Origin of the sequence: Pseudomonas sp. TUM22785, assembly GCF_028198105.1 — a bacterium.
Classification (GTDB): Bacteria; Pseudomonadota; Gammaproteobacteria; order Pseudomonadales; family Pseudomonadaceae; genus Metapseudomonas; species Metapseudomonas solani.
Map to the genome: position 1 here is coordinate 4307522 of NZ_CP116239.1, position 13100 is coordinate 4320621.

Here is a 13100-nt window from a genome sequence, read left to right on the forward strand (position 1 = left end):
CACTAGGGCTGCACGGGGCAGCAGCCGGTGACCACCGCCGTGCCCGGCTCGAAGGGCGAGCGCAGGCCGCCGAGCAGCTGCAGGCGCAGCTCGGGGTCCTGGGTGCGCGGGTCCAGCCAGATGCCGAAGAAGGTCCGCGCGAACAGCGGGTCGCGCACCTCATAGGGCGCGCGCCCTTCCACGTACAGGCGCCCGCCGACGCCGGGCAGGTAGACGCCGGTGATGCGCTGGCCGGGTTCGACATCGACGAAGGCGCGCTCCATCTCCGCCTGCCAGGCACCCAGCCGGGCCGCATCCACCGCCTCGCCGCCGAGGCGCTGCAGGTCGTCGAGGCTGGCTTCCACCAGGGTGTCGCGGCTGATGGTGCGCTGGTAGACCAGTTCCAGGGCGAAGGGCCGGTCCTCCCCCAGCACCGCGCCGGGGGCCCACAGCCTGGCATCGTAGATATGGAAGCCGTAGGCGCTGAACTCGCCGCTACCCACCACCTGCGCATCCGGCACAGCCTCGCGCCAACCGTCGGCCAGTGCCTGTTGCAGGCCCAGCAGGCCGATGAACGCGACGACCAGCAGGTGGCGCGGCGAGAAGGATCGGATGGTCACGGGATGGCGCCTCCTGAAAGTGGATGGACCCAGTGTCCCGCAGCCAGATTGCAGTATTCCGTACGCGCCCGATCAGCGCCCCAACAGCTCCAGCACCGCCGCCACCGTCTCCCCCGGCGCCTCCTGGGGTATGTTGTGGCCGACGCCGGGCAACAGCTGGCGCCGGTAGGGGCCGGTGAAGTGCGCGGCGCTGTCGTCCACCTCGGGCGGCGAGCCGACGCCATCGTCCAGGCCACTCAGGGACAGGGTGGGCACACCGATGGCCGGCTGCGCCGCCAGCTGCCGCTCGATGGCCTCCAGCGCCGGGTCGCCCGGCGCGTAGCCGTAGCGATGACGGTAGGAATGGATCACCACCTCGACGAAGTCCGGGTTGTCGAAGGCCTCGGCGCTGGCGGCATAGGTGGCCTCGTCGAAACGCCAGGTCGGTGACCACAGCTGCCAGAGCAGGCGGCACAGCGCCCGCCGGTTCGCCTCCAGCCCCAGGTGCCCGCGCGGCGTGTGGAAGTAGAACTGGTACCAATAGCGGAACTCCTGCTCGGGCGCGGCCGGCGTGCCCGAGACGGCGATGTTCTGGATGTTGTAGCCATCCCCCGTCACCAGCGCCCGCACCCGCTCCGGCCACAGCGCCGCGACGATGCAGGCGGCGCGCCCGCCCCAGTCGTAACCCACCAGGGTGGCCCGGGGGATCGCCAGCGCATCCATGAAGTCCAGCAGGTCCTGGCCCAGGGCCGCCTGCTGGCCGGAGCGCGGGGCGTCCCCGGCCAGGAAGCGCGTGGAGCCATAGCCACGCAGGTGCGGCACCAGCACCCGCAGCCCCTCGGCGGCCAGGGCCGGCGCCACGGCATCGTAGGCCCGCGGCGAATAGGGGAAACCGTGGAGCAGGATCACCACCTCATCCCCCGCGCCATGCTCTTCATAGGCCAGCGCCAGGCTGGCGGTGCGGACCTTGTGAATCTCCCTTGCGGTCATGCCGTGCTCCTTCATCGATGATCGGGACAGCTTAGCCAGCCGCCGCCGAACCGCCGGCCGGAACCAACTCCGCAGCCCTGGAACCTAACGACCATCGACAGCCTCGCATCGAGGTCACCCGCCATGCCCGCCTCTCTCCAGCGCCCCTTGCTCGTCCTGGTCCTCGCCCTCGTCACCTGCACCGCCCTGGCCGCCGAGGAAGACGCCCCCGACCCAGGCGCCCTCGCCGCCCTGGTGAAGATGGGCGAACACCTGCGCGGCCTGCAGCAGTACGCCATAGACGCGGAAAGCGACAGCGACCAGTTGCTGGAAAACGGCCAGGCGCTGGTGGTGCATGCCCGCACCCAACTGCTGGTGAGCGCGCCGGACAAGCTGCGCGTGCAGGTGACGAGTACCGATTACCAGCGCAGCCTGTTCTACGACGGCCAGCAGTTCACCCTCTACGACAGCCGCCAGGGCTACTTCGGCCGGGAGGTGGCACCCACCAGCCAGGAGGAACTGCTGGCCCTGCTAGGCGAGCGCTACGGCATCCAGCTGCCGCTGGCCGATCTCATCCACTGGGGCCCGGACACAGCCCAGCGAGTCGGCATCGGCAGCGCGCTCCACGTCGGCACCGAGCAGGTCGGCGACCAGAGCTGCGAGCACTACGCCTACCGCCAGCCGGGCCTGGATTGGCAACTGTGGCTACGCCAGGGCGCCGAGCCCCTGCCCTGCAAGAGGGTGCTGACCCGCCTCGACCAACCCGAACGCCCCCGCCACAGCGTGACCTACCAGTGGGACACCCTGCCCATGGTCGGCCCCACCGACTTCGTCTTCACCCCGCCCGAAGGGGCGAAGCCGGTGCCGTTGCTGGAGTTGCAGGCGGAGGTAGGGGGAGGCTCGAAACCTTAGCGAGCAGTAGAAAAATTCCGTCGCACCAATGGACAGCACATAGTCGAGTCGGTAGCGTTCGCCCCGCTCGCGCCATCAGGGCGCCATGACAGGGAACGTCCCATGAAACCTATCTTCGCCTTGCTGCTGGCCACGCTGCTCGTCGGCTGCGGCACCCCCAACATTCGTAGCGATTACAAACTGAACGCCGCCAGCGGTGAAGGCCTGGTCATCGGTGCCCTGACCTACGATGGCGCGCTGGCCAAATACAACCTCGAGTACAAAAGAATGGAGGATGGCAAGGGCAACTACTTCACGGTAGGCAGCTCCATGTATCCGTCCTTTTCCAGGAGTGACTTTTCCAGCTACGGCTACAGCGGCGCCCTATTCGCCGCCTCGCTTCCCGCAGGGCATTACCTGATGACCAAGTGGGGCACTGGGAGTGGTGTGGTCAACAGTTCCGCCACTGCCTCCGATGTCGTTCCCTTCGAAGTCGTGGCAGGCAAAGCTACCTACCTGGGTACCTTCCACTTCGTTCCCGTCCGCAAGATCAGCCTCACCGTCGGCGCAAAGATCGTTCATACCGATAAGCACGAGCGCGACCTGGAAGTGTTCCGCAAGCTTTACCCGACACTGGCCGATGTTCAGATCGACTCGATCGATATCCGCAACGGCCTTCTGGGAGAGCCATCGCAGCACTCCATCACCGTTACGCCAGTGGTCCCCCTGCTTCCCATCAAATAGACCCCACGCCTGAACCAGGGCCGGCGACCTGCAGGTGAACAGCCCTGGTGCAAGACGCTTACCTTTGCTAACAGCGCGTCTTATCAAAGTGCAACGACAAGGAACGTCCCATGAAGTACCTGCTCACCCTGCTGCTGGCCATCACCCTCGCGGGCTGCCAGAACAACCAGTTCCCGCCCCAGGATATCCCCGCCGCCGGCCCCTATCGGCATGACGACACCGGCATCGTCTTCCCGTCCACCTCCGGCATCTTCCTCCGCACCCAGATCGTGCGCTTCGACGAGCGGGCCCGGCACATCATGGTCGGCTACAACTCCGAGCTGATCGCCCAGCCCGTCGTCTTCACCGCCTATGTCTACCCGGTGCCGCAGGTCAGCTCGATCGGCTCGCCGGCGGATGTCATCGCAGCAGCCCGGCACCAACTGGTGCTCAACCACCAGCAACAGCAGAAGCAGGAAATCCTCGCCTTCCACAAGACCGGCAAGCTGCTCGGCGAGCAGCCGGCAACCCTGAACTACCGGGGCCAGGCCATCACCGGCCTGCGTGCGGACTTCGAATTCGTCGAGCCCTTCGCCGGCGAAGTGCAACCGATCCGCTCCTCGCTCTACCTGTTCGAGCTGGGCGACAGCCTGCTCAAGTTCCGCGTCTCCGCACCTGCATCGGTGGACAGCGAGGCGGCGGTCAAGGCGATGATCGAGGGGATTGCCGGTTCGGCGGGCCGGTAGTCGCCGTTCATCACTTGGAGAAGGCACGCTCATGCAGATGACTTCCGAGCTGCACAAAAAGGCATTGAGTGCGCGAATGGGCACGGTATGCAGCGCTCTCGCGGAACTCATACGGCTGCGCCAGTTCGTACTGAGCCAGCAGGACCTCACCCTGCTTGAGTCCAGAGGCGACCCGTTCATTGACGGTTGGGTCTTTGCCTATCGCTACTACAGCGCACCGTCCGAGCATCACGAGATGCTGCGTCTTGGATTGGCCAGCAGCAATGCACGGGTGCGCGAGCAGGCATGCGACATCGTCGGCGATAACGCCATCCATGAATTCAGACCAGAGCTTGAAGCGCTGAGCCACGACGGTGAGGCGTTCGTTGCGGAAGCTGCCAGCTATTGCCTCGTCCAGCTGCACATGGCCTAGCCAATCCACCCGACCACAGGGACGACACACAAGATGACATGGGAGCCCATATCACTGACTGCGCTCACCGGCCTGATTGCCGAAGCCGAGGCTCGGATGACACCGAAACAGTTGGGGCTTTGGAGCGCGATCAAGATCACGCCCGTCCGGTGGGATGAAGAAACCCAGGGCCCTTTCTGGATAGTCGCGCTGAATAGTAATCAGGTGCTCTGGTACAACGACATCGAGGAAGGCTTCAACCTCTCGACCTACCGCGAGCAAGGCACCATCGAACAGTACTTCTGCAACCAGGACCCGCTCGAATGGACGGTGCAGAGTTTGCTGGAACCAGAAAAGCCCCGGCTGACCCTGCTGCCACCCCGTCCATTATCAAGCTGAAACCTCGCTGCGTTGGGCTTCGTACCTCAGCCCAACCTACGGGGTCACTTCGCCAACGGAGCGGGCTATCACAAAACCATAGAAGCCGATTGCGGAGACGATGGACCACGCCCGGTAACCCTCCGCCTGCAGGTGGGCAGCAGTGCGTTGGCAATCACCCTTCCAGCCCCGAACGCCGTACCAGCGATCCCACTCGGGCAGTCGATCAGCGAACTCTTCCAGCAGGTCGGTGAGCTCGACTTCATCCAGATGCGTGATGATCGCGCCCTGGGTGTGCACGAAGTGGTAGAGCGAAACGTCGGAGAAGCGGATGAAGGAGTCTTCGATTGACGCCCCTTCATAGTCCCAGGACAGATGCAGGGTGACGGTCTGACCGTACTCCTCTACCGAGTAAGCCTTCAGGTGATAGTCGTGATAACGCATGGGCGTTCCGTAGCCTTATGGATGCGCGCGCATTGTGCATATCGCCGCGCATTATGTCCGCCTTGTAGCCCGGGCTTCAGCCCGGGAGCCTCAACGCATCAGCGCCAGGTAGACGCCGCAGGCCAGGGCCAGGAGCCCGGCGGGGATGGCCAGCAGGGAGATGCGGTCGATCTGCCGGGAAAGGCGGATCACGCCGCCGAGGTCATCGGCTTCGGCGGCGCTGCGGCGGCGCAGCACGGGGACCAGGCAGAGGGCGTTGCCGGCCACGGCCACCAGGCCCGCGACCACTTTCAAGGCATAGAGGCCGTCGAAGCGCACCGGCTCGATCAGCAGCAGCCCGGTGACCAGCGCCAGGCTGAAGGCCGGCATCTCGAAGAACAGGTCGATGCGCCGGTGCATCCGCGCGACGGTGAAGCCCTGGGCGCGGCTGGTGGCGCGCCCCTGCTCCAGCAGGAATTCGACCGCGACAACACCGAGCCAGAAGGCTACGGCGAACAGGTGGAGCTGCAGCAGCAGGGGCATGGCCATATCCTCAGCAGGGAGTGGGTTCGGGGTGCCTGGCACGGCGTTGCGGTGCGTGGGCCAGCAGCCATTTCAGGATGTCGTCCCAGAGCGGTTCGGAACCCGCGCGGAAATAGCCCATATGGCCGATGGGCTCGCCGCCCTGCGGGGGATGCAGGTCGCGCCGGGTCAGCGGGGCGTTGCTGTAGCCCTTGACGAAGGCGTCCCGCGAGCGCGGCGGTGCCCAGGGATCGTCCACCGAGGTGGCGAACACGCAGGGCGTGCGTACACTGGCGTAGAGCCCGGCGACATGGGCCATGCCGGGGTCGTCGAAGTAGTAGTGCGGGTGGCGGCACCAGCGCTTCCAGTCGCGGTACACACCCACGGGCAGGTCGTCGCCCATGCCCAGCAGGCTCCAAGCCATGTAGCCCTTCCAAGCGACGATGGGCGGCAGCACCAGGCTCCACAGCAGGCGGGTTTTCAGGGCTTCGCCGCGAGGCATCCAGCCGCTCCAGCCGGCGCCGCTGCCGAGGCTGTAGCACGCGGCGAGGCGATCATGGTTGGGCAGCAGACCGATGGCGTGCCCGCCGAAGGAATGCCCCACCCAGTACAGCGGCAGCGCATCGGCGCCGAGCAGGTCCACCGCGGCGGCCAGGTCCTGGTAGGCCCAATCGAGGTAGGCCATGTGGAAGCCCTTGAGCGTCGCCGGGACGGATTCGCCGACGCCGCGGTAATCCAGGGTCAGTACGTTGAGCCCCTGCCGCGCCGCATGCTCGGCGAAGCGTCGGTAGAAGCGCTGCTGCACCCCTGTGGCGCCGGCCAGGAGCAGGTTGCCCCGGGCCTCGCCCGCTGCGTGGTAGCGGGTGGCGACCAGGGGGTAACCGTCGCGTGCGGGCAGGCTGACTTTCTCCACGCGGATGCCCTGTTCGGGAAGGTGCTTGGTCATCGTCTCGTTCATGTTCCAGCTATTCATCTATCCAGGTCGGGCCGGCGCCCGGGTGGCCGCCGACCGTTCAACCGCGTTTCAGCGGCCTTTGAAGACCGGTTCACGCTTCTGCATCATCGCCATCACCCCTTCGCGCACGTCTTCGCTGCGGATCAGGCCGAACAGCAGTTCGTTGAGCTGCGAGAGTGCCGCGTCATCGCCTTCGTCCCGCGCCTGGAAGGCGGACTGCAGCGTGGCGCGGATGGCCAGGGGCGCGGCCTTGGCGATGCGCTCGGCATATTCGATGGCCCGCGCCAGCGCCTGGCCCGGCTCGACCACCTCGGTGAGCAGGCGCATGCGCAGCGCCTCGGCGGCGTCGAAGGTTTCGCCGGTGAGCATGTAGCGCATGGCGTCGGTCCAGCCGGCGGCCTGGGTGAAGCGCACGGTGGAGCCGCCGGACGGCGGGATGCCGCGCAGCACCTCCAGATGGGCGAAACGGGCGTCGCGGGCGGCGATGGCGATATCGGCGTTGAGGACCAGTTCGATGCCCGCCGTCCAGCAGGTGCCTTCCACCGCGACCACCACCGGCTTGGTGCGGCGCGGCTTGGACACGCCCCAGGGGTCGATGCCCTCGCTGGGGTACTGGAAGCCGCCGGAGGCGAGCTTGGGCGTCAGCTCCAGCAGGTCGAGGCCGGCGGTGAAGTGCTCGCCATGGGCGAAGAGCACGGCGCAGCGCATGGCCTCGTCACGCTCGTATTCGCCGATGGCGAGGGACAGGTCGGCAAGCATGGCGCTGTCGAAGGCATTGCGCTTGCCGGCCCGGTCCAGGCCGATCAGAAACAACTGGTCCCGCCGTTCCCGCGTGACGCGTCCCGCCCCGCTGTTGGCTTCGCTCATGAATAGTCTCCTGGGTGTCGATGGCTGTCTGGCGAAGGCTTCGCCAGTTACTTACCGTTTGTTCGGCCAGGAGAAACTAAACAAACATTCGGTAACCGTCAAATTGAGGTGGCGAGGCTTATGCCCTAGAATCAGCGGCCTTGATCGAGAGCAGGAAATCCACCGTGCGACCGCCAAAAATCTCCCGCGACGAACTCCTCCAGCACTGCGCCAACACCTTCAAGCGGCTGGGCTACCACGGCACCACCATGGATGCGCTGGCGACGGCGTGCGGGCTGACCAAGGCCTCGTTCTACCACCACTACCCGAACAAGGAATCGCTGCTGCGCGACGTGCTGGCCTGGACCCACGAGCGCATCGGCAAGGCGCTGTTCGCCATCGCCTTCGATGAAGAACTGGCGCCCCACGAGCGCCTGGCGAAGATCGGCCACAAGGCCGGCAAGCTGTTCCAGGACGATGCCATCGGCTGCCTGATGGCGGTGGTCGCGGTGGATGCGACCTACGGCAAGAGCGAGTTGATGGAGCCGATCCGCAGCTTCCTCGACGACTGGGCCGCCGCCTTCGCCAACCTCTACCGACCGAACTTCGGCGAGGCGCAGGCCGGCGAGCTGGGCCGCCAACTGGTGGCCGATTACGAAGGCGCCATCCTCCTCGCGCGCATCTACAACGCCCCCGCCTATATCGACGCCGTCACCCGCCGCGCGCTGCAACAGCTCCAGGCGCAGGGCTGACCCGCACGCGTCAGAGCGTGGTCGCCCTGCCCTGGCGGTCCAGCTCGAACACCTTGGTGCCCATCAACCGCTCACGCAGCCAGCGTTGCGCCTGGCCCCGGCCATGGCGGCGCTGCCAGAGCAGGTCGACCCCCACCAGCCAGTCGGTGTGCGGGTAGGCGGCGAGCTGCAACTCCACCAGTTCACCGGCGGCCAGTTCGCGCTGCACCAGCTGGCGCGGCAGGGTCGCCCAGCCGAGGCCGGCCCGCACCATCTCCACCAGCGCCATGTAGCTTTCCGCTTGCCACAGTCGCGTGGCGCGCAGGTATTCGCTGCTGGGCAGCTTGCTGGCGTGGGCGCTGAAGGCCAGCCGGCGATGGGCGTGCAGGTCGTCGAAGCTGACCTCCTCGCGCTGCGCCAGCGGGTGCCGGGGGTGGGTGACGTGGACCATGATCAGCTTGCCCAGCTGCTGGAATTCCAGCTCGCGCGGGTATTCCGGCTGGGAGAAGGCGATGCCCAGCTCCACCTCGCCGCGCTGCAGCATGCCGGCGACATCGCCGTGGTGCGGGTGGCGGATGATCAGGTCGACATGGGGGAAGGCCTGCTCGAAGTCCCGCAGCACCGGCATCACCGTCGCGTAGGGCACCTCGATGGCCAGGGTCAGGCTGGGCTCGGTCTCCTCCGCCAGGCTGTCGGCATGCCCCTGCAGGGCCAGGCAGCGCGCCAGCACCGCCTCGGCTTCCAGTTGCAGCTTGTGACCACCGGCGGTGAGGGTGGGGATGCGCGTGGAGCGGTCGAACAGCTCCACCCCCAGGTCGGTCTCCAGGTTGGCGATGGCCGCGCTGACGGTGGACTGGGTGCGCCCCAGGCGCCGGGCTGCGGCGGAGAAGGAGCCAGCCTGCACCACGGCGACGAACACCTGGAGCTGATCAAGGGAAAAACGCATCGTCGTGCCCACCGCAACCATCGAAATAAGCGATGGTTATTCATTTGTTCCATCGCCTTCAAGCCCCTGAAGATGCCCGCAAGCCAGCACTGCCTCCTCGAAACGCTGGGCAACCCGCCCCCAATAACAAAAACAGCTGCACCTCCAGGAGATACCCATGAGCCCCACCCATCCGGTCGACCAGCTACTCCCCATCCGGCAACTTCTGACCTTCGGTCTGCAACACGTCCTGGTGCTGTACGCCGGCGCCGTGGCCGTGCCGCTCATCCTCGGCAGCGCCCTGGGCCTGAGCAACGCGCAGATCGTCCTGCTGATCAACGCCAACCTGCTCACCTCGGGCATCGCCACGCTGATCCAGACCCTGGGCTTCTGGAAGTTCGGCGCACGCCTGCCGCTGGTGCAAGCCTGCTCGTTCATCGCCCTGGCGCCGATGATCATGATCGGCAAGGAATACGGCCTGGCCCAGGTGTTCGGCGCGGTGATCGCCGCCGGGGTCATCACCATCGCCCTGGCACCGGTGTTCAGCCGCCTGCTGCGCTTCTTCCCGCCGGTGGTGATCGGCAGCCTGATCACCATCATCGGCATCTCGCTGATGCCCGCAGCGGCCATCTGGCTGGGCGGCGGCAACCCGGATGCCGCCGACTTCGGCGCGCCGGCCAACCTGCTGCTGGGGCTGGCCACGGCCGCCATCATCCTTGCGGTCTATGCGCGCTTCTCCGGCTTAATCGGCAACCTCAGCGTGCTCATCGGCCTGCTGCTGGGCAGCCTGCTGGCGGCGGCCTGCGGCATGACCGACTTCAGCCGCGTCGGCGAGGCGGCCTGGTTCGAACTCTCCGCCCCCATGGCCTTCGGCGTGCCGCAGTTCTCGCTGACGCCGATCCTGATCATGACCCTGGCGATGCTGGTGATCATGGCCGAGACCACCGGCAACTGCCTGGCCATCGGCCAACTCACCGGCCGCTCCGTGGATGCGCGCACCCTGGGCAACGCCTTCCGCGCCGACGGCCTGTCCACGGTGATCGGCGGCCTGTTCAACAGCTTCCCCTACAACGCCTTCACCCAGAACACCGGGCTGATCGCCCTCTCCCAGGTGAAGAGCCGCTTCGTGGTGGCCGCCGCCGGCGGGATCATGATCCTCATGGGCCTGTTCCCCAAGCTCGGCGCCCTGATCGCCGCCGTGCCGCCCCCCGTGCTCGGCGGCGGCGCCATCGTGATGTTCGGCATGACCACGGTGGCGGGCATCCAGGAGCTCTCGCGGGTGCGCTTCGAAGGCACGCGCAATGCACTGGTGGTCGCCGTCTCGGTGAGCGTCGGCGTGCTGCCGATGTCCTTCCCCGCGCTCTTCGCCCATACCCACGGCGCCCTGAAGCTGGTGCTGGAGAGCGGCATCTTCCTCGGCGCCATCACCGCCATCGTCCTCAACCTGCTGCTCAACGGCCGTGAGCCCGCCGAGCACACCGCGAGCGGCACCGCCGACCTCGCCGACTGACCTTTCTCTCGCGCCCTGCGCACCCACTGCCCAAGGAGTCACCCATGACCTTCACCCACCTGGTACCCGCCGGGGTCAGCGACCTCGACCTGGAACTGCTGCGCGAATCCATCCGCCTCTCGCAGGCGTCGCGCCAACGCGGCCGCCACCCCTTCGCCGCCCTGGTGGCGGACCGCGACGGCAAGGTGATCGCCAGCGCCGGCAACAACTCGATGCCGCCGGAAGGCGACCCGACCCAGCACGCCGAACTGGTGGCGGTGGCCAAGGCCGCACGCCTGCTGAGCCCCGAGGCCCTGGCCGAATGCACCCTCTACACCAGTGCCGAACCCTGCTGCATGTGCGCCGGCGCGGTGTACTGGACCGGTGTCGGCCGGGTGGTCTATGCGCTGTCCGAGCACGCGCTGCTGGAGCTGACCGGCGCCCACCCGGAGAACCCCACCTTCTCCCTGCCCTGTCGCGAGGTGTTCGCCCGCGGCCAGCGCCAGGTGACGGTGCTGGGGCCGATGCTGGAGCAGGAGGCGGCGGCGCCCCACGAAGGGTTCTGGACGTGAAGGGCATTTCCATCCATGTCGTCGACGTCGCCAGCGGCTGCGTCGCCGAAGGGCTGGCGCTGCAACTGGAGCACCTCGACGGCGAGCGCCGCGAACTGATCCACGCCGGGCGCATCGGCGCGGACGGGCTGTTCGCCGGGCTCGCGGGCGAAGCCGGCCGCTGCGTGCCGGGGGTCTACGAGGTCCGCCTGCAGGTGGCGGACTTCTACCGCGCCCAGGGCATGGCGCTGCCCGAACCGGCCTTCCTCGACCTGCTGGTCTACCGCTTCGGCCTAGCCGACAGCGGGCAGCACTACCACCTGCCGTTCAAGCTCACCGCCTGGGGCGTCTCCTGCTTCCGCGGCGGCGCCTGAGCCTGCCAGCGCCGGCATTTCCGTGCGTGCGACCCTGCGCTGCAGGTACGGAAATGCCCGCCATCGCCCCAGTCGGACAGGCGCGGCAGGAACCAGGCAGGCGCGCGCCGGTGTCGCTGTCGGCTGGTTACGGGTCGCATCCGGGGGGGCAAGGTCGCGGACAGGCTCGGTAGGTTGCCGGCAGGGGGACGCCAAGGCCCAGGCCAGACGCGTCCGTGACCACCAGAGGGCTCGGAGCGACCATGACCATCCAGGCTATTTCCCACACCACCTCGTCCGTCGATCCGGCGACCTTGCGCAAGGTCATCGCTGCCTCGGCCATCGGCAACTTCGTCGAGTGGTTCGACTTTGCCGTGTACGGCTTCCTCGCGGTGACCATCGCCGGCCTGTTCTTTCCGCCGGGCAATGCCTCCCTCGCGCTGTTGCAGACCTTCGCCGTGTTTGCCGTGTCGTTCGCCCTGCGCCCGCTGGGCGGGATCGTCTTCGGCATCCTCGGGGACAAGGTCGGGCGCAAGCGCATCCTGGCCATCACGGTATTGCTGATGGCCGCAGCCACCACCCTGATCGGCCTGCTGCCGACCTATGGGTCCATCGGCCTGCTCGCCCCGCTGCTGCTGGCCCTGGCCCGCTGCATCCAGGGTTTTTCCGCCGGCGGGGAGTATGCCGGCGCCTGCGCGTTCGTCATGGAGCATGCGCCCACCGAGCGGAAAGCCCAGTACGGCAGCTTCGTCCCGGTGTCGACCTTCATGGCCTTTGCCGCCGCCGCAGGCATCGTGTTCGGCATGGGGTTGCTCCTGTCCGAGGCCCAGATGCAGGACTGGGGCTGGCGCGTGCCCTTCCTGGTCGCCGCCCCCCTGGGCCTGATCGGCCTGTACATGCGCCTGCACCTGGACGAGTCACCGGCGTTCCGCGCCCTGGCGGCGGCCCCGCAGGCGGCTCATTCGCCGCTGAAGGAAACCCTGCTGGAGCATGGCCGCACGATCTTCTGCCTCTCGGCCTTCATTTCCGCCACCGCGCTGTCGTTCTATACCTTCACCACCTACCTCACCACCTACATGCAGGTGGTCGGCGGTGCCTCGCGGCCGACCGCCCTGCTCGCCAGCCTGGTGGCCCTGCTGTTCGCCGCCTTGCTGTGCCCGCTGGTGGGGCGCTATTCGGACCGGGTCGGGCGTCGGCGCACCATCTTCACGGGGTGCGCCTGCCTGATCGTCGCGGTCTACCCGGCCTTCATGCTGGCAGGTTCGGGCAGCCTGCTCGCCGCAGCGCTGGGGGCGATGCTGCTGGCGGTGGGTGCAGTGGTCTGTGGCGTGGTGACGGCGGTGCTGTTGTCCGAGCAGTTCCCGACCCAGGTGCGCTACACCGCCTCGGCATTCACCTACAACCTGGCCTATACGGTCTTCGGGGGCACCGCACCGCTGGTGGCGACCTGGCTGATCGGGCAGACCGGCAATCCCATGTCGCCCGCTTTCTACCTGATCGCCATCGCCCTGCTGGCCCTGGCTGGCGGCATGGCGCTGCCGGAGTCTTGCAAACGGTCCCTGGATTACCAGCCGGAATGACAGCCGCCGCCCCCGGCAAAGACGCCCTGTCGCTGACCGGCGGCGGAAC

The 13100-nt window shown here is 67.3% G+C and carries 17 protein-coding genes; 10 read left to right on the forward strand and 7 right to left on the reverse strand.

Annotated features, from left to right (window positions below; all coding sequences use genetic code 11):
• Window positions 1-2: 2 nt before the first annotated feature.
• Entirely contained in the window at window positions 3-599 is a 597-nt protein-coding gene (locus PI990_RS19460) for a chalcone isomerase family protein (protein ID WP_271658175.1), read from the reverse strand.
• Between the two features lie 72 nt (window positions 600-671).
• On the reverse strand, window positions 672-1568 hold the full coding sequence (locus tag PI990_RS19465) for an alpha/beta fold hydrolase (RefSeq protein WP_271658176.1): 897 nt from the start codon (window positions 1566-1568) through the stop codon (window positions 672-674).
• A gap of 123 nt (window positions 1569-1691) precedes the next feature.
• Here PI990_RS19465 and PI990_RS19470 point away from each other — a divergent pair, with 123 nt between their 5' ends.
• From PI990_RS19470 to PI990_RS19490, 5 genes are all read left to right on the forward strand, one after another.
• Complete coding sequence (locus PI990_RS19470; protein WP_271658177.1) at window positions 1692-2459, forward strand: DUF2092 domain-containing protein; 768 nt, start codon at window positions 1692-1694, stop codon at window positions 2457-2459.
• A gap of 102 nt (window positions 2460-2561) precedes the next feature.
• Complete coding sequence (locus tag PI990_RS19475; RefSeq protein WP_271658178.1) at window positions 2562-3182, forward strand: hypothetical protein; 621 nt, start codon at window positions 2562-2564, stop codon at window positions 3180-3182.
• A gap of 110 nt (window positions 3183-3292) precedes the next feature.
• Window positions 3293-3907: a hypothetical protein gene (locus PI990_RS19480; RefSeq protein ID WP_271658179.1), complete on the forward strand. Its 615-nt coding sequence runs from the start codon at window positions 3293-3295 to the stop codon at window positions 3905-3907.
• Window positions 3908-3938: 31 nt separating this feature from the next.
• Window positions 3939-4319, forward strand: coding sequence for a hypothetical protein (locus tag PI990_RS19485; protein WP_021217982.1), 381 nt, complete (start codon window positions 3939-3941; stop codon window positions 4317-4319).
• Between the two features lie 33 nt (window positions 4320-4352).
• A complete protein-coding gene (locus tag PI990_RS19490; RefSeq protein ID WP_043244793.1) occupies window positions 4353-4697 on the forward strand; it encodes a hypothetical protein in 345 nt (114 codons plus the stop codon).
• Between the two features lie 36 nt (window positions 4698-4733).
• Here PI990_RS19490 and PI990_RS19495 read toward each other — a convergent pair whose 3' ends face one another.
• From PI990_RS19495 to PI990_RS19510, 4 genes are all read right to left on the reverse strand, one after another.
• Entirely contained in the window at window positions 4734-5120 is a 387-nt protein-coding gene (locus PI990_RS19495) for a hypothetical protein (RefSeq protein ID WP_043244792.1), read from the reverse strand.
• A 90-nt stretch (window positions 5121-5210) separates the two neighbouring features.
• The gene (locus PI990_RS19500) at window positions 5211-5642 is read right to left on the reverse strand and encodes a hypothetical protein (protein ID WP_271658180.1); all 432 of its coding nucleotides are present in this window, start codon (window positions 5640-5642) and stop codon (window positions 5211-5213) included.
• 10 nt (window positions 5643-5652) lie between these two features.
• Window positions 5653-6567, reverse strand: coding sequence for an alpha/beta hydrolase family protein (locus PI990_RS19505; protein ID WP_442969286.1), 915 nt, complete (start codon window positions 6565-6567; stop codon window positions 5653-5655).
• A 78-nt stretch (window positions 6568-6645) separates the two neighbouring features.
• A complete protein-coding gene (locus PI990_RS19510) occupies window positions 6646-7443 on the reverse strand; it encodes a crotonase/enoyl-CoA hydratase family protein (protein WP_271658181.1) in 798 nt (265 codons plus the stop codon).
• Window positions 7444-7607: 164 nt separating this feature from the next.
• Between PI990_RS19510 and PI990_RS19515 the strand changes: the two genes are divergently transcribed.
• Window positions 7608-8174, forward strand: a complete 567-nt coding sequence (locus tag PI990_RS19515) for a TetR/AcrR family transcriptional regulator (RefSeq protein WP_043244788.1) — start codon at window positions 7608-7610, stop codon at window positions 8172-8174.
• Between the two features lie 10 nt (window positions 8175-8184).
• Here PI990_RS19515 and PI990_RS19520 read toward each other — a convergent pair whose 3' ends face one another.
• Complete coding sequence (locus PI990_RS19520) at window positions 8185-9099, reverse strand: LysR family transcriptional regulator (protein ID WP_184488790.1); 915 nt, start codon at window positions 9097-9099, stop codon at window positions 8185-8187.
• Window positions 9100-9256: 157 nt separating this feature from the next.
• On the opposite strand from PI990_RS19520, the gene PI990_RS19525 reads away from it, so the two are divergent.
• From PI990_RS19525 to PI990_RS19540, 4 genes are all read left to right on the forward strand, one after another.
• Window positions 9257-10588, forward strand: a complete 1332-nt coding sequence (locus PI990_RS19525; protein WP_271658182.1) for a nucleobase:cation symporter-2 family protein — start codon at window positions 9257-9259, stop codon at window positions 10586-10588.
• A gap of 44 nt (window positions 10589-10632) precedes the next feature.
• Window positions 10633-11139, forward strand: a complete 507-nt coding sequence (locus PI990_RS19530; RefSeq protein ID WP_184488792.1) for a nucleoside deaminase — start codon at window positions 10633-10635, stop codon at window positions 11137-11139.
• Window positions 11136-11492, forward strand: coding sequence for a hydroxyisourate hydrolase (locus PI990_RS19535; RefSeq protein WP_271658183.1), 357 nt, complete (start codon window positions 11136-11138; stop codon window positions 11490-11492). The genes PI990_RS19530 and PI990_RS19535 overlap by 4 nt, the downstream gene beginning before the upstream one ends.
• A gap of 242 nt (window positions 11493-11734) precedes the next feature.
• Entirely contained in the window at window positions 11735-13051 is a 1317-nt protein-coding gene (locus PI990_RS19540; protein WP_271658184.1) for an MFS transporter, read from the forward strand.
• Window positions 13052-13100: the final 49 nt, after the last annotated feature.